Raw genomic sequence first — 17,092 nt, forward strand, 5'->3', positions numbered from 1 at the left:
ATGTGTAAATATAAAATGGTATGTTTAGATATAGATGGGACATTAATAAATTCAAATCATAAGATTACTGAAAAAACAAAAGATATAATTGATATAGTTGCTAATGAGAAGAAGATTCATACAGTTTTAGTATCAGCAAGAATGCCAAAAGGAATAATTCCACTGCAAAATGAACTTAATATTTCTGAGCCTCTTATTTGCTATAGTGGAGCATTAATAGTGGACAAACATTCAAATGTATTAGTTAATAAAGTTATAGATTCCAAGGTGATTAAAAAGATATATGATACTTCAAAAGATTTTAAGGTGAGTTTAAGCATATATAAGGATGATGAATGGTATATAGAAAACCTTGATAAATGGGCAATAAATGAAAGTGAGATTACCAATATATCTCCTGAAATAATAGATTTCAATAAATTAATTAAACAATTAGAAAACCAAAATTCTGGAGCAAATAAGGTTTTATGTATTGGTGAACCGGAAGATATTCAGTTACTATATAAAAAGATTAATTCAATTAGCAAGGAGGATATAAATGTATATCCATCAAAACCAACTTACTTAGAAATTATGGCAAAAGAAGTATCTAAAACATCAGCTATAGAATTTCTATGCAAAGAATTTAATATTGAAAGAGGGCAGGTTATTGCTATAGGAGATAATTACAATGATATAGATATGATAGAATACGCAGCACTTGGAATTGCTATGGGGAATGCACCTATCAAGGTTAAAGAACATGCAGATGAAGTTACTTTTACCAATGATGAAGATGGAGTTGCAAAAGCATTAGAGAGACATTTAATAAAGTTATCATAGTAAGCACTTGGAGGAATTTGTAATATATACGTGAAATGTTGTATAATTATATATAAGTTTTAGCAATGGAGGGTAATCATGAATATTACAGCGATTAGTTCTAGTACAAGTGTAACAACTTCATATACTAAAGATAACAATGAAATTGATATATTAGAAAAACAGAAGATGAAACTACAAGAGCAGTTAAAAAATTTAAATGATAGCAAAATTGATGAAAGTACTAAAAGAGAAAGACGTAAGATGCTTGAGAATCAAATAGAGCAGATTGATACTGAAATACAATCTGTACAAAGTGAAAGACTAAAAGATAATTTAAAGTCAAATAAAGAAAGTCAGAATAAAAATACAAGCACTAGTAAAAGTAGTTCGAGTAGCATTTATGGTGAAAGTGATTTATTTCAATTAAATACCACATACTCTAAAGAACAAATAATTAATAAAACAAAAAAAGATTTTAATGGAAAAGAAAGAGTACTAAAGATAGAAATAAAATTAGATGAGGGCAGAGGCGCTGCAACTGAAAGAAAAGAAGCAGAACTTAATGAGATAGATAAGAAAGATAAGGCCCTAGACAAAAAACTAAGTAAAGTACATATGGAAAATAAAGATAAGAAAGAGGATAATATAAATTCCTCTATAGAAAACAATAAGGAAGTTCAAAAAGAAGAAGAAATAATTTATAAAAAGATAGACGCGATTGTTTAATAACTGAGGCTTGTCAGAATACGGACAGGCCTTTGTCATTTATAAACTTAACAGGAAATGCAAAGGGTATGATAAATATTTAATGGTATAATTAAGAGAGTGATTTTTACGAAGGAAGGTTGTTAAATGTTAATGGAGCAAGAAAAGCAGATACAAAATGGCTTTAAATTAAGTCCTTTTTTAATAGTAGTAATGGCAGCAGCATGTGGAATTACAGTAGCTAATCTATATTATATTCAACCATTACTTGCAGAGATAGCAAGATTTTTTTATGTTACTCAGGGAAGTATAGGTTTTGTTGCAATGCTTACGCAAGTGGGGTATGCAATAGGAATGTTGTTTTTATTACCTTTAGCAGATATAAGAGAAAAAAGAACTTTAATTGTAACAATGTTAATTTTCGCTGCAATGTCACTTGTTCTAATGTTTCTCTCTCACAATATTGCAGTAGTAGCAGTAGCAGCTTTTGCAATTGGGTTTACTTCAGTAGTACCACAATTAATTGTATCATTAGCAGCTCAGCTAGCAAATCCCAAGGAAAGAGGAGAAATAATAGGGTCAGTAATGAGTGGTTTGTTAATTGGGATATTGTTATCACGTACCTTTAGTGGAATTGTTGGAAAATATTTTGGATGGAGAATTGTATACCTTATTGCAGCAATTATGATGTTGATTTTAGCATTAGCTTTAAAAAATATTTTGCCTAGAAGTGAACCAATTTCGAAAATGAAATATGGAGAACTATTTAAGTCAATGCATTATCTAATAAAAACAGAGCCAGTATTAAGAGAAGCTTCAATTAATGGAGCAATGATGTTTGCAGCTTTTAGTGCGTTTTGGACAACTCTATCATTTTTGCTTGAAAGTCCTTATTATAACATGGGCTCTGAGGTAGCAGGACTATTTGGCTTAGTAGGAGTTACAGGAGCACTAGCAGCTCCTATTGTAGGGAAAATAGCTGATAAAAAGAGTCCAAGGTTTACTATTGGAATAGGTATGATAATTGTTACTAGTGCGTATATATGTTTTACAGCATTAGGGTTTAAACTTTGGGGATTAATTATTGGAGTTATTTTATTAGATCTTGGAGTTCAGTCTTGTCAGATTTCAAACCAAGCAAGAGTTCATGCTTTAAGTGAAGAGGCTCGAAATAGAATAAATACTGTTTTTATGGTTTCGTATTTTATAGGAGGTTCACTAGGATCCTATTTAGGATCATTAAGTTATGCACATTTTGGTTGGTATGGGGTATGCTTTATAGGAATAATAACTCAATTAATAGCAATAATAATTCATAAAATTAGAAAATTTAATTAGTATTATTTTATTAATAATTTAGGAGGAAGTTTTATGATAACTAGTATAATAATTGATATTTTAATTGGAATTGCAGCAGGTGTTTTAAGTGGATTATTTGGAATAGGCGGAGGTATAATAATTATCCCTGCATTAATTTTCTTTAGACATTTTCCTCAATTGAAAGCACAAGGAACTTCTTTAGTAGCTATGCTACCACCAGTAGGGATATTTGCATTTTTAGAGTATTATAAAAAAGGAAATGTTGATGTATATTCTGGGATTATTATATGTGTAACTATGCTAATAGCTGCAAAATACGGTGCGCAGCTTGCAGCTGTACTTCCAGTCGATATTATGAAGAAAATATTTGGGATTTTTATAATATTAGTAGGAATAAAGACCTTTTTTGGGAAATAATAAGAAATAATGTTACAATGCGATTACAAACCAGTAAAAGAAGTGTAAAATTTGTAAATGTAAATATATGCTTGTTGAGAAATGGCAAATTTTTATATATAATTGAAAATGAAATCAGTTTTTAAAAGGGGGATACTATGAGAATTAAACTAAAGAGTGTTATTAGGTTAGCATTAATAGCAGTAGTTTCTTTGTCACTACTTCAAACTAATAGCATAAAAACATCAGCAGTAACAATTGCAGGACAAACAAGATATAGTGGTAGTACAAGAATTGAAACAGCAGTAGAGATAAGTAAAGCTGGTTGGACAAGTTCTCAAAATGTTGTACTAGCATATGCTTATGATTTTCCCGACGCACTGAGCGGAGTTCCTTTTGCATTTTTAAAGAATGCACCAATTTTATTAACGGACAAAACTTCTATTCCGCAAAGTACAATGAATGAAATTAAACGTTTGAACGCAAGTAATGTTTACATATTAGGTAGTAATGGAGTAATTTCGGATGGTGTGCAAAATAGTTTAACAAGTTCTGGATACACAGTAACAAGACTTGGTGGTACAGATAGATTTGAAACATCTTTAAAGATATCAGATAAAGTTAATGCTAGTAATTCATCTCATACAGCAGTTATTACTATTTATGATAATTATCCAGATGCACTTTCCATAGCTCCATACGCAGCTATGAAGAATATACCAATATTATATACACAGGCTAATTCATTAGAAGCAAAAACAAGAGCTTGGCTAAAAAACAATGGTATAACTAAAGTTATAATTAGTGGTGGAGTGGGAGCAGTTTCTTTAAATGTTGAAAATCAACTTAAAAGTGATGGAATGACTGTTCAAAGATTAGGCGGATCTAATAGATATTTAACAGCATTAAATATAGTCAAAACGTTCCAAAGTAGTTTTAATAACAATGTAATATTAACAACAGGTGATGACTTCCCAGATGCCTTAGCAGGTGGTGTTTTAGCAGCAAAAACTCAAACACCTATTCTACTAGCTCAGAACAAATCTATGGAGAAAGACGTTGAAGATTATTTAGATTCAAAACCAAGTTTTAATCTATTTATACTTGGCAGTCCAGGTGTAATACAAAGTAATATAAATAATTATTTTGGTAAATTAATCGTAGTAGACCCAGGACATGATTACGGTGCTGATTATGGTTGCGTAGGAAACGGATATGCTGAATCTGACTTAGATATGCAAGTAGCGTTGAAAGTTAAGGCAAGCTTAGAAGCTAGAGGAAACAAAGTGGTTTTAACTAGACAAGGATGGGAAAGACCTGTATCAACAAGCTTAAGTCAATCATTACAAAGTAGAGTGGACTTAGCTAATGGATTAAAAGCAGACTTATTTATCAGTATTCATCACGATAAGTCAGAAAATTCATCTGTATCAGGTGTAAGTGCACACTATAGTACATATAGACCTAATATAGATACTAGTGGAGTTATAACTGGGGATGATCCTAAGGGATGGTATTCAGGAGTATATATTGATACAACTCCAAGTAATGTAGCTATTGTAAGCCGAAATTTAGCAACTACAATAGTAAATGATTTATCATCAAAAATGGGATATAATAATAGAGATGCTCACGACCATAATTTATTTGTAACTAAGAATACAAATATGCCATCTATATTAGTTGAATGTGGATTCTTATCTAATTTAGATGAAGCTAGAAGATCAGCAAACTCAGATAATCAAACGAAAATTGGAGAAGTAATTGGAGATGCAGTACAAAAAACATTAAGTAATTAAATGTTTTGGAGGTATAGTAGTGAAAAAAATTTTAAATATAATTGCAATATTAATTGTATCTACCTTATTTTTAGTAGCATGTAATAATAAAAAGGAAGATGCATCTAAGGCAGATAATAAACAAGTAGAAGCAAGTCAAAATAATGATACAGAAAATAATACTTCAGATAAAACCACTGATGAGTCTAAGGCAACTGATAATCAAAGTGAAGAGATAAAGATTCAAGATGCTAACATCAATCAAGAGGATAAGAAGGATGAAACTAATGCAACAGTAAAAAAAGAGGCTTCTTTAGATGATAAGGTAAAAGCTGTAACTAAAGGAGTTATGGATAAGTGGTTTAATGGAAAATCATATGAAGTTTCAACTAAAAAGGAAGATAATAAAGTTATTGCAGTTATAAATCTTAAAGAAACTAAAAGCGTACAAGATGAAGGTAGTTGGTACCAACAGTTTCAAGGGGATCAACAATCTCTTATAAATGCTAAGAGAATAGTAAATAATATTCTTCAAAAAGGTTATTCTGGAGAATGGGTTCAGGGAGTTAAGGTTTTATATGATGGACAAGAGTGTCAGTTTGAGCATGCTCCACAACTAACTGAAACAAACTATAATACAATATAAAAAGAAGATTGGATATCTCAAAAATTAAAATGAGATATCCAATTTTTTACTTTAATCAGTATTATTGGTATTATTTATATATGTTATGTATAGGTGGTGAAATACTATGGATTTAAATTACGAGCAAAATTTACTTATAAATGAACAAGAAAGAAACATAATTTTACTTGCGTCAGCAGGGACAGGAAAAACAGATGCTTTATCAAAAAGAATAGCAGATATAATATCAAAAGGAAAAGCTAAAGCATCAGATATATTATGTATTACATTTACCAACAAGGCCTCTAAGGAAATGAAGGAAAGAATTGAAAAAATAGTGGGGACAGAGGCTAAAAATATTACAGTAAAAACCTTTCATAGCTTTTGTTTTGACATTTTAAAAATGGAAGTTAAAAAGAAAACTGATATATTTTCTGATTTTATTATCTTTGATGAGGATGATTGTAAGGATATAATTAAGAGTTGTAACTATTTTGATTTTTCTATATATCAGTTGCAGAGATTTATTGAGATAGTTAAATTAGTGAGGGTTAATAGAGAAATCTTTAGTGATGATCTTCAAAAAGATTATAAAGAGGCAGTAGTCTATTTAATAAATGAAAATAAAGAAAAATTAGAGGAGATATGTACTGAAAGAGGAGAATTTAACAGTAAGTTAATGGATTTTTTAATAGAGAAAGGCCATATTCTAGTTAATTCATATAATTCTTTACTTTATAATAATCATGGACTTGATTTTATTGATTTGATAGCAAAGACAAAGGAGTTATTTAATAATAATGAAGTCGTAGAGGCGCTTAGAAATAAATATAAATATATAAATATAGATGAAGTTCAAGATACAAGTCTGTTAGAGTACTCAATTATTGAAAAGTTATTTGAAGGAAATAATGTTTTAATTTGCGGAGATGTATTTCAGACTATTTATAAATGGAGAGGCTCGGAGCCAAGCAAGATATTTAAAAGTTTTAGAGAAAAATATGATCCTTTAGAAATAGTATTTTCAGTGAACTATAGAGCAAGTAAAAATCTCACAGAAGCATCTCTAAAATTTTTGCAAAATGCATTTCCAATTGAGATGAAAGATTTATATAAGGAAGGTATTAAGGCAAAATCTCAAGAAGAGGGAGAAAAGATAATAATAAAACCTAATTCAAATATTAGGGAAGAAGCAAAATTCATATTAAACGAAGTAAAAGAATTAGAAAGAAGAAATATTGATATAAGTAAGGCTTGTATACTTACAAGAGATAATCGGTATAACATAAATTTAAGTCAGTATTTAAGGACTTTAACACAATATGAAGCTTTGAATTTTGAATTTATATTGGTAGACCAATTTAAGTTCTTTAGAAGACAAGAAATAAAAGATATAATAGCTTTTCTAAAGCTTGTGGGAAATAGATATGATTCAGTTAGCTTGAAAAGAATATTAAAAAGACTTCCTACTGGTGTTGGAGATAAAACCTTTGAAATTATAGAATCAGAGGAATATAAGAAAGTAGGGATATCCCTAACAGATTTTGTAGATGAGGATGTACTAAAATTTGGAGAAAAGTATTCATTGCTTATAGAAGAGTTTAATAATGACAATATAGTTGTTTTTGATGTAGAAAGCACAGGAGTAGATGTAACTGAGGATGAAATAATACAAATAGCAGCGATTAAGATAGATAAATCAGGGGAAGTAATAGATGTATTTGAAAGATTCTTTAAAAATAATAAATCAGTTAAAGATTCAGAGCATGTACATGGCTTTAGTGATGAATTTTTAAGAGAAAATGGTGGGGACAGAGGCGAAGTTTTAAAGGAATTTATTAAGTTTTCGGAAGGGACTGTCATTGTAGGCCATAATGTTCAGTATGATATAAATATATTAACTAGTGAACTTACGAGACTTTCACTTGGTAAACCAGGATTTAAGACCTTTTACGATACATTAGATATTTATAGGAGATTTTATCCTAATACTATAAATCACAAACTAGAAACTTTAAGCAAAATATTTAAAACTAAGCATATACCAAGTCATGATGCAATGGATGATATTCTAGCAACAAAAGACCTTTTAGTAAGAGCAATAGAAACTGATATAATTCCTACATCTTTAGACAGGGTTTCATTAATCAATAAACATATAAAGTCATTTTCAAATATCTCACAGAAGATAAATAAATTGTTTAGTGATGCTGAATATATAAGGCCTTATGATATAGTAGGTAAAATCGTAAATGACTTTAATTTAAAAACTTTATACTCAGGGGATGCTGGTAAAGAGAAAATAGAGAGAATGAAAGACTTCTATGTACTATTAAGAGAATTAGATGATAAAGAAAAGAGTAATAGAGATTCTTTAATTGATATCATAAAACTTACTTCTCTTTCAAATGGAGAACTAGAAGGGTTGATTGTTAATAGAACAAAGAAAGCAAGAATACCAATAATAACAGTACATCAGGCAAAAGGATTAGAGTATGAAACGGTATTTATAGCAGGAGTTCAAGATAATACTTTTCCGTCTTATATGGCAATAAAAAATAACAATATAGATGAAGAAAAAAGAACTTTTTATGTAGCAATAACTAGAGCTAAAAAGAGACTTTATATAACCACTAGCATAATGGATAGAGATAAGAGAAGTTTTATAAATTTGGTCTCTCCTCAGTTTGTAGATTAATTATAGTAACATAGGTTACAGATGTTTTTAGTCAATATGTTTATTATATTAATTAAACGAATTAAGGAGGATAAGTAATGGGGAGATACGAAAAACAGAGAAGCTTTTTGAAATCAAATTTTACTGAATTTAAAAACATAAAAACAGATAAAATGAAGGGTATGCCAAAACCTGATGAAGGCAAAGCATATGATTCATGTTCAGAGCTTATTAATCTTCCAAAGGTAGGTAGTGAGATTCTAAGAAAAGAAAATATCTACGAGTGTATAAATAGCAGAAGAAGTACAAGATTCTATTCAAAAGAATCAATAAGCATTGAGGAATTGTCATATTTATTATGGGCAACTCAAGGAATTACTGGTATAAATAAGGCAGGGCTAACACTAAGAACAGTTCCATGTAGTGGAGCAACACATTCATTTGAAACATATTTATTCATTACGAATGTAGAAGGAATACAAAAAGGTGTGTATAGATATCTTCCAGCTGAGCATAAACTTCTATTTATGTTTGAAATTGAAGGTATAGATGATAAAATTGATGAGATTACGCTAGATCAGCCATTTGTACCTAACTTTGCAAAAAAGGCAGCAGTAATATTTGCATGGAGTACAACTCCATACCGTTCTGAATGGAAGTTTGATATTACAGCACATAAAAAAATACTAATAGATATTGGACACGTATGTCAAAACCTATATTTAGCAAGTGAATCAATTGATGCAGGAGCTTGTGCTATTGGTATTTACGATCAAACTATGATAGATGGTCTTTTAGGGCTAGATGGGGATGAAGAATTTGTAATATATCTTGCTGCTGTGGGGAAAAAGAAAGAAGAATAATTTATAGTAGATTAGGGCTCACCCTTCTTATTTTACAAATACTGGGTTTGGTGATGTTCTTAATTTGTAATTGTATTTAATATACTTTGTTAGGGGGAGAGGCTTTGAAGTTTATTACAATAATGCTTTTTATACCTGTTATAGTGTTGCTTGTTTATATGGTAATTTATCCAAGAGAAAGCTCGTTATGGGGTAAGAAGTGGCAGTTTAAAAATGATAACCTTGAACCAAGTGATGAAGTCATTAAATATAATAGATTTATGGCAGCAATAGCTTTAATTGTAATAATAATTTTATTGATAGTAGCATTAGTTAAAGAGTGAGAAAAGCAAAAACCTGAACGTTTTGATTCCATATATGGTAAACAAAACGTTCTTTTATATTTTAAGCCATAATACCCTACAATCTCATAGTGTATTACGGTTGTAACATAGAAATATGTCAAGTATAATATACGGTATCGGGCGTAACAGTAGATAGGTAAAGTACTGTTATAATAAGATAACGATTACGAAAGTTGTATATTAAGCAGGGGTAACCCGTAAGACTTTTAAAGAAATCATATATTAATTCTTGTTAATATGATCTTAATACAGGAGGGCATAAAAATGGCTAAAAAAAGGTTTTTTAAAAAGACGTACAAGCCGTACATGTCTCTAGTAGTATGCGGAATGGTAGCACTTGGCACATTGTTAGCAAACCCAAAGGAAGTGAAAGCTTATAGTAGTCCTGGAGATAATAGTGTTAAACTTGATACTTGGAATATGGAAAATGGGACTTCAAAAAGTACAAGCTGGAGTGGCACTATAAATACATATCAACCAACTAAAACAAATAATAAAATTGTAACAGGTGATTTTGATGGTGATGGACATGATGAAGTAGCAGCATTTTATGATTATGGAAATGGTGACACAGGACTTCATGTATGGAATCCAAATTCATCTGGAGATGAATTTAAGTGGACTAGCGTATGGAAATCAAATGACTTCGATGCAAGATTAATAGATGGTAGAGTTGTAGCAGGTGATTTTGATGGTGATGGTAAGGATGAAATAGCAGCATTATACGATTATGGAAATAATAAAGTAGGGTTATTTATTTGGAATGCAACAAGTGATACATCTTATAATTGTAGTAAAAAGTGGGAATCAGGTGTATTTGATGCTTCAAAAATTGTTGGAATGGTGTCAGGAAACTATGATGAAGAAGGAAAAGATGAAATAGGAATAGTTTATGATTATGGTAATAGAACTACTGGTGTATGGATTTTAGATGAAAATCCAGATAAATCATTTAAAGCTAGCAAGTCGTGGGAATCAACCACCTTTGATGCACAAAAAGTCAAAGGTAGAATAGTATCTGGTGATTATAGTGGTGATTCAAAAGATGAGATAGCTATGTTTTATGATTATGATAATAGAACTACTAAAATGTGGGTACTTGCCCAAAATTCAAAAGGAACCTTTGATGCATCAAAGGGGTGGGAATCAACAACATTTGATGCAGATCTAATTACAGATAAAGTGGTATCAACAAATGATAATTCAACTACTAAAGATAAGATTGGTGCATTTTACGATTATTCAAACAATGCATCAAGAATGTTTGTCTGGAATCCAACAGGAGATTCCTTTACTTGTTCGAATGTATGGGAATCAAAAAGCTATGATGCAGATAGAACTGTAGGTAGGGTATTTGCTGGGAAGTTTGATGGAAATACATCCAAGTTAGGGGTTATATATGACGGCACTGCAGAAGTAGTCCAATCTAAAGAAAGTAAATTAATATCTGAGTCTAAAAAGTATATAGGAATTCCGTATGTTTATGGGGGGACAACTACAGCTGGTTTTGATTGCTCAGGATTTGTTCAATATGTATATTCTCAAATGGGCATACAATTAAATAGAACAACCTTTGATCAAATCAATCAGGGAACCCCAGTATCTCAATCAGAATTAAAACCAGGAGATTTAATTTTCACTGAAAATGGTGGACATGTTGGGATATATGTAGGAAATGGACAAATGATTCATGCACCAAGAACTGGAGATGTAGTTAGGATAACAGCTATTTATCATTATTACTCAGCTAGAAGAATAATGAATTAAGAATAATAAAGTAAGTTTATGGAGTGATGCAATATTAAATAGTGCATCACTCTTTTTTATAGAATGATATAATCAATATATATTAAATAGTAGTATTGAGGTGAGCATAATGAGTGATAGCGTGGAATTAACAAATATGTGTATGATTTATGATAAAGAGAATAACAAGGTATTAGTTCAAGAGAGAATAAAATCTTGGAAAGGAATTTCATTTCCAGGAGGACATATCGAGGTGGGGGAGAGTATAGTAGAATCTACTATAAGAGAAATAAAAGAGGAGACAGGCCTAACTATTTCGAATTTGGAGCCTTGTGGAATAATAAACTTATACAATAGTGAAACTGGTGAAAGATATTTTGTCTTTAATTATAAAACAGAGGTATTTAGCGGAAAATTATTAGATCAAACTTCCGAGGGGAAAATATTTTGGGTAGATAAAGATGAATTATATAAATTAAATCTTGCAGAAGGATTTGGAGAAAGATTGCCGATGTTTTTTGAAAATAAATACTCTGAAGGCTTTGGAATCTGGAATGAACAAAGCTCAGGAAAGTTAAAATTAAAATAGGGGACGGTTAACATTTATTTATTAAAATGCTTGTTCAAAGAGGGCTTAGCTATTGAAAGACTATGGCTAGTTTAGGACAAGCATTTTTGCAAAAAGTTGTTAACCGTCCCCTAAAACTTAACGAATTCTTAAGTTTTTATAATATAAAACTTAAGTGTGATTAAAGCATAGGAAAATATGGTAGTATTAGGTTTATAAGATAAAAGGAGGATTTTTAATGAGAATATTCTTAAAGTATGTACTAAAAAGCATGTTTGAGAAAAAAGCTAGATTTTTTCTTCTCTTAATAGCTATCTTGCTTAGTACAGGACTGTTTGTAGGAAGTATGGGAGCAGTAGATTCAGCAATTGACAGTATAGCGAAACCTCAACTTGAACAACTAGAAAATAAAGAAGTTTATATATCATCTAAAAATGGAGATATTGCATTTAACTTAGATGGAATTAATAAAGAGGGAATTAAAGATTTAGTTCCAGAGATGAATTATAATGCAATATATGATACAGATGAGATGCAATCAATTAAATTAACAGGAATAGAAAATGAATACATTAATATAGATTCTTTAATAGAGGGAAAAGATTTAAAGAATTTTAAAAATGAAAAATGTATTATTTCAAAAAGAGTTAGTGATAAGTTTAATTTAAAGCTTGGAGATAAATTAAATATAGTTTTAAAAGGAGAGAAGGTTAAACTTGAAGTAGCAGCTATTTCTTCGAATGAAGGAGCTTTTTATATGGATACAAAGGATAACTTTGAAGTTATAGTTCCTTATAAATATCTATCAGATAAGCTTAATCAACCAGGAAAATATAATAGTGTATTTGCAAGTAAAACGGAAGCTACCATTAAAGATACAGTAGAAAAGTTTAACGATGCAAATAGCAAATTTGTAGCAAAAGAGCTTTATGATGAAGAGGCTATAAAAAGTCAATCATCTCAATTAAACAGCATGCTCTACATGATGCTGGCAATTGTTGTGTTTATGAGCTCGATTATTATATATAGTTCGTTTAAATTAACAGTAACTGAGAGGATGCCTGTGATAGGGACATTCCTAAGTCAAGGAGCGACTAGGGGAGTAATAAGAAGAATACTATATTTAGAAAGCATATGTTACGGAGTTATTGGAGGAATTATAGGAGATGCTTTAGGGGTAGGAATACTATATGCAATTAATTATTTTATATCCCCACTAAAGGATTATGGAATTGTAGAAAAACCAAATATAAATCCAATGTATTTAGCAGCTGGACTAGCGTTTTCATTGATTCTATCAATATTATCAGCAATAATTCCTATTATAAAAACAAATAAACTTCAAGTTAAAGAAGTAATACTAAATACTTCTAATAATTCTGAACAAATAGGTATAGGTAAATTTATTATAGGATGCATATTATTAGCAGCTGTTATAGCTATCAATTCTATAAAATCTAAATGGGTACTTAATATAAGTCCGATATTAATAATTTTCGCAACAGCAGCAGTTATGCTTATTTTCCCTAAAATTATTGATTTCATATCAAGGAATATATTTAAAAGAGTAAAAGATGTTTTTAGTATAAATGCATTATCACTAAACAATATGAGAACATCAAAAGTATTACTTGGGAATGTTAATTTGCTTATAATAGCAATAATATCAATAGTAATTATAAATTCTTTGAGTGTGAGTATAAAAAATGTTGTTAGTGAAGCTTATGAAAAAACAAAGTATGACTTAGAAATAAGTGTACCTGAGGATGGCATTGGAAATACAAAAGAGGAAATTGAAAATATTCTTAAAAAGCAATCAGGAGTTAAAGGAGATTCAATACAACAGCAATGTTATGCCAATGGTAAAATAGATGATAATAATTTTACGGTTATAGGAATGGAGCCTGATAAGTATCTTGATTATGATAAATATGTAGCCTGGGATAAAAAGGAATATGCTGATATATATAATGAATTTAAAAATGGAGCATTAAATGGAGTAATACTATCAGAGAAGGTTGCAGAAAAATCAAAGTTAAAAGCAGGAGATACCTTTAAAATGCAGCTTAGAAATGATACAAAAGAATATAAAGTTGTAGGTGTAATAGATGGTAAACTTTATTATAACGGAGTATTTATACTTATCAACTTTAATGGATTGCCTAAAGAATATATAACAGGGGCTCCTGTAGAGCTATTCGTAAATACATCAAAAGATCCAGCGAAAGTAAAAGAAGATATTAATAAGAGCATTAAACAACTAGGTGGAAATGTATTAACTTTTGAAGAAACAAGGGATAAAAATATAGAAGCAAATAAACAACTTATGGATATATTGAGTATTTTCTCCTTTATGGCAGTAGTAATTGGAGCATTTGGAGTACTTAATAATATAGGGATAAGTTTTATTCAAAGAAAGAAGGACTTAGCGGTATTAAGTTCAGTAGGAATGAGCAAATTCCAGAGGGCTAAAATGCTATTGATTGAATCTATACTTACGGTAGTATGGTCAATAATTATAGTAATTCCATTCTCATATTTGGCTATTTCCATAACTACAAAAATTACTAAGTTAATAGGATTTGATATGGAAGTTTACTTTAATATATCCTTTGTACCAATTGCTTTTGGGGTATCATTACTACTTGTATTAGTGGCTACGATACCAGTTCTATTTAAGAGTAAAAAGCTCTCAATAATTGAAGAATTAAAGTACGAATAGGAGGAAAAATCATGAATGCAATAGAGGTAATTAATTTAAATAAAAATTTTAAAGTAGGTAAAGAAGAAATAAGTGTATTAAAGAAATTGGATTTCTCAGTTAGTAAAGGCGAATTTTTATCTATAATGGGGCCTTCTGGCTGTGGAAAATCAACATTGTTATATTTACTTGGAGGATTAGATAAACCTACTAGTGGAATAGTAAATGTGAATGGAAAAGATTTAAGTAAATTAAGTGAAAAGCAAAAAAGTATTATGAAGAGAAGAGAGTTAGGTTTTGTATTTCAATTTTATAATTTAGTACCTAACTTGTCTGTAGAAGATAATATTTTACTTCCAATAATCTTAGATGGAGGTAAAATAAAAGATTATGAAAAGAAGCTTAAAGATATATTAGATAGAATAGAGATGACTCATAAAAGAAAAGTTACTCCAAGAGAATTATCAGGAGGACAGCAGCAAAGAGTTGCTATTGCAAGAGCACTAGTGTTTGAACCAGATATAATTTTGGCAGATGAACCTATTGGAAACTTAGATTCTAAAACCGGAACAGAGATAATGAAGCTTTTCCAAAATATAAATCAGGACCTAGGAAAAACAATAATTCAAGTTACTCACTCAGAAGAGGCTGCTCTTTATGGTACATCAATACTTAAATTAAAAGATGGTGAAATTCAAATAAAAGAAGAAGTAGCATCATAATAAAAACAAACCGCCATATCATTAGATAGGGCGGTTTGTTTTTTCACATATTTCATAATTACCACATTGATTATTACACGATTCTAGATGAATCATTACTTCAGTATTCCTTAATTTATTCTCTAAATCAACCTCTATATTATCACATATATTGTGGGCATTTTTTACAGACATATTCTCAGGAACTACTAAGTGTAAATCAATATATTTGGTACTCCCTGATTTTCTAGTTCTAAGATTGTGAAAGTTACAGTATACAGACTTATAATTATCTATAGTATCTTCAATGATCATAATTTCATCATCTGATAATCTGGCATCTAATAATGGACTAAAAGCATTTTTTAAAAGCTCAAATGCTTCTTTTAAAATAAACAAAGCAACTATAATAGCAACTACAGGATCTAAGAAATTTAAATGAGTTATCCATATTAATAATAGTCCAAATCCAACCCCTAATGCAGTGTAAACATCAGTTCTTAGGTGTAATGCATCTGCTTCTAAAGCAACTGAATCTTCTTCTTTAGCTATTTTATATAATTTTTTAGAAACAATGAAGTTTACACCTGCAGAAATAAACATAACTATAAAGCCTACGGCAAAGGATTTAACTTCGCCCCCAGGATGAGTAATTTTATTAACAGATTCTATTATTATCCACATTGAGGCAGCAAAAATAAGTAAAGCTTCTATTACTCCAGAAATATTTTCGAATTTTCCATGGCCATAAGGGTGATTTTTATCTGCAGGTCGACTTGATAGTCTAACTGAGAAGAAGGCAATTATAGAAGCTGCTAAATCCATCGTTGAATGAATTGCCTCAGATATTATACTTACAGAACCTGAAAAAATACCCACTATTAATTTCAAAAATATTAGAATGGAGTTAGAAAGAATTGATAGTCTAGCAACCTTTGTCTTTCTATTCATATATATGTCCTCCCATAAATTGTATTATCACTTGATAACAATATATAAGTAATATGATAAGGCTATAATCATGTAAAGTCAATAAAAATCAGCTACGAAACATATTATCAATTGATAATGAAAGCTGATTTTATAAAGCTACATTAGTTTCATAAATAGGGAAATAAAAAAGCGTATTTAGAGATAAATACGCTTTGGGAAATTTGAATATTATATTTGAATATTTTTCAGGTTATTTCTTCTATTATCTAAAGGATTAAGATTTATATGGTAAACTGTTTCACCATCACCGGGATTCATAAGTAATTTATCTAAATGTATTCTTCCGTTAGGAGTGTTAGCGATAACAATAATATCACCATGAGTTTTATATTCCACCCAGCTATATTCATCAGTTATAACATTTTTTAAATCTTTTTTAGATATTAAAGCTTTTGAAGAAACCCTACCATTTTTATCTTCTAAAATTATAGCAACTGTGTCTTCATCTATAATTTCATAATCATTTTTAGAATTTCTTTCAACTATTTCTAGGTTAGATCTTCTATTATCTAAAGTATCACCATTAATATGTCTGATTGGAGCTTTAGGATTAATATCTAAGATAACACTTTGAAGACTTTGTTTTAACGGTTTAGATTTCTTATTAAGTTTAGTTGAACTTATGTTTTGTACTAAGTAACTATTAAAATCTTTATGCCATTCAGCAAACCAAGTACCTATATTTATAACTTTTTCAATATCCTTAGCATCTATTTTAGCAATGAGCTCCGTACCATTCTTTTTTAATACTGTAATTAGTGCTATGTCACCTTTGATTTCATATTTATTTCCTATGTTATTGTTATTTGTATTTATATAAAACACCTCTTTCATAATTGAACTTAGAAAACAAGTATAACAGAGTAGAGGA

At 29.8% G+C, this 17,092-nt stretch carries 15 protein-coding genes; 13 read left to right on the forward strand and 2 right to left on the reverse strand.

Translation table 11 applies throughout. The features are described from left to right. The 13 genes from JK634_RS14770 to JK634_RS14830 all read left to right on the forward strand — a co-directional run bounded on the left by JK634_RS14770 (window position 1) and on the right by JK634_RS14830 (window position 15,249). Window positions 1–822, forward strand: coding sequence for a Cof-type HAD-IIB family hydrolase (locus JK634_RS14770; protein WP_202768439.1), 822 nt, complete (start codon window positions 1–3; stop codon window positions 820–822). A 78-nt stretch (window positions 823–900) separates the two neighbouring features. Beyond that, window positions 901–1,530, forward strand: coding sequence for a FlxA-like family protein (locus JK634_RS14775; RefSeq protein WP_202768440.1), 630 nt, complete (start codon window positions 901–903; stop codon window positions 1,528–1,530). A gap of 132 nt (window positions 1,531–1,662) precedes the next feature. Further along, a complete protein-coding gene (locus tag JK634_RS14780) occupies window positions 1,663–2,847 on the forward strand; it encodes an MFS transporter (protein WP_202768764.1) in 1,185 nt (394 codons plus the stop codon). A 36-nt stretch (window positions 2,848–2,883) separates the two neighbouring features. Then, a complete protein-coding gene (locus JK634_RS14785; protein WP_202768765.1) occupies window positions 2,884–3,246 on the forward strand; it encodes a TSUP family transporter in 363 nt (120 codons plus the stop codon). Between the two features lie 137 nt (window positions 3,247–3,383). Then, entirely contained in the window at window positions 3,384–5,024 is a 1,641-nt protein-coding gene (locus tag JK634_RS14790) for an N-acetylmuramoyl-L-alanine amidase (protein WP_202768441.1), read from the forward strand. 19 nt (window positions 5,025–5,043) lie between these two features. Further along, window positions 5,044–5,649, forward strand: coding sequence for a hypothetical protein (locus tag JK634_RS14795; protein WP_202768442.1), 606 nt, complete (start codon window positions 5,044–5,046; stop codon window positions 5,647–5,649). Window positions 5,650–5,755: 106 nt separating this feature from the next. Beyond that, the gene (locus JK634_RS14800) at window positions 5,756–8,326 is read left to right on the forward strand and encodes a 3'-5' exonuclease (RefSeq protein ID WP_202768443.1); all 2,571 of its coding nucleotides are present in this window, start codon (window positions 5,756–5,758) and stop codon (window positions 8,324–8,326) included. Between the two features lie 77 nt (window positions 8,327–8,403). Then, window positions 8,404–9,168 carry a SagB/ThcOx family dehydrogenase gene (locus JK634_RS14805; RefSeq protein WP_202768444.1) on the forward strand — a complete coding sequence of 255 codons (765 nt, stop codon included), beginning with the start codon at window positions 8,404–8,406 and terminating at the stop codon, window positions 9,166–9,168. Window positions 9,169–9,272: 104 nt separating this feature from the next. Next, window positions 9,273–9,491, forward strand: coding sequence for a DUF6199 family natural product biosynthesis protein (locus JK634_RS14810; protein ID WP_202768445.1), 219 nt, complete (start codon window positions 9,273–9,275; stop codon window positions 9,489–9,491). A gap of 285 nt (window positions 9,492–9,776) precedes the next feature. Continuing rightward, complete coding sequence (locus JK634_RS14815; protein ID WP_202768446.1) at window positions 9,777–11,279, forward strand: NlpC/P60 family protein; 1,503 nt, start codon at window positions 9,777–9,779, stop codon at window positions 11,277–11,279. 109 nt (window positions 11,280–11,388) lie between these two features. Then, window positions 11,389–11,847 carry an 8-oxo-dGTP diphosphatase gene (locus JK634_RS14820; RefSeq protein ID WP_202768447.1) on the forward strand — a complete coding sequence of 153 codons (459 nt, stop codon included), beginning with the start codon at window positions 11,389–11,391 and terminating at the stop codon, window positions 11,845–11,847. 217 nt (window positions 11,848–12,064) lie between these two features. Beyond that, entirely contained in the window at window positions 12,065–14,548 is a 2,484-nt protein-coding gene (locus tag JK634_RS14825; RefSeq protein WP_202768448.1) for an ABC transporter permease, read from the forward strand. 11 nt (window positions 14,549–14,559) lie between these two features. Further along, a complete protein-coding gene (locus tag JK634_RS14830) occupies window positions 14,560–15,249 on the forward strand; it encodes an ABC transporter ATP-binding protein (RefSeq protein ID WP_202768449.1) in 690 nt (229 codons plus the stop codon). 21 nt (window positions 15,250–15,270) lie between these two features. Here the strand turns inward: JK634_RS14830 and JK634_RS14835 are convergent, their stop codons facing one another. Together JK634_RS14835 and JK634_RS14840 are read right to left on the reverse strand one after the other, a co-directional pair. Then, window positions 15,271–16,179: a cation diffusion facilitator family transporter gene (locus tag JK634_RS14835; RefSeq protein WP_202768450.1), complete on the reverse strand. Its 909-nt coding sequence runs from the start codon at window positions 16,177–16,179 to the stop codon at window positions 15,271–15,273. Between the two features lie 210 nt (window positions 16,180–16,389). Continuing rightward, window positions 16,390–17,055 (reverse strand): hypothetical protein, encoded by a 666-nt coding sequence (locus JK634_RS14840; protein WP_207753651.1) that lies wholly within the window; start codon window positions 17,053–17,055, stop codon window positions 16,390–16,392. Between the last annotated feature and the right edge of the window lie 37 nt (window positions 17,056–17,092).

Source organism: Clostridium paridis (genome assembly GCF_016765615.1).
In the GTDB taxonomy this organism is placed as follows: Bacteria; Bacillota; Clostridia; order Clostridiales; family Clostridiaceae; genus Clostridium_T; species Clostridium_T paridis.

Bases quoted from the DNA above. Each gene is read 5' to 3' on its own strand.
- JK634_RS14770 (WP_202768439.1), top strand. From the start codon at position 1: ATGTGTAAATATAAAATGGTATGTTTAGATATAGATGGGACATTAATA.
- JK634_RS14775 (WP_202768440.1), top strand. From the start codon at position 901: ATGAATATTACAGCGATTAGTTCTAGTACAAGTGTAACAACTTCATAT.
- JK634_RS14780 (WP_202768764.1), top strand. From the start codon at position 1,663: ATGGAGCAAGAAAAGCAGATACAAAATGGCTTTAAATTAAGTCCTTTT.
- JK634_RS14790 (WP_202768441.1), top strand. From the start codon at position 3,384: ATGAGAATTAAACTAAAGAGTGTTATTAGGTTAGCATTAATAGCAGTA.
- JK634_RS14800 (WP_202768443.1), top strand. From the start codon at position 5,756: ATGGATTTAAATTACGAGCAAAATTTACTTATAAATGAACAAGAAAGA.
- JK634_RS14805 (WP_202768444.1), top strand. From the start codon at position 8,404: ATGGGGAGATACGAAAAACAGAGAAGCTTTTTGAAATCAAATTTTACT.
- JK634_RS14815 (WP_202768446.1), top strand. From the start codon at position 9,777: ATGGCTAAAAAAAGGTTTTTTAAAAAGACGTACAAGCCGTACATGTCT.
- JK634_RS14820 (WP_202768447.1), top strand. From the start codon at position 11,389: ATGAGTGATAGCGTGGAATTAACAAATATGTGTATGATTTATGATAAA.
- JK634_RS14825 (WP_202768448.1), top strand. From the start codon at position 12,065: ATGAGAATATTCTTAAAGTATGTACTAAAAAGCATGTTTGAGAAAAAA.
- JK634_RS14830 (WP_202768449.1), top strand. From the start codon at position 14,560: ATGAATGCAATAGAGGTAATTAATTTAAATAAAAATTTTAAAGTAGGT.
- JK634_RS14835 (WP_202768450.1), bottom strand. From the start codon at position 16,179: ATGAATAGAAAGACAAAGGTTGCTAGACTATCAATTCTTTCTAACTCC.
- JK634_RS14840 (WP_207753651.1), bottom strand. From the start codon at position 17,055: ATGAAAGAGGTGTTTTATATAAATACAAATAACAATAACATAGGAAAT.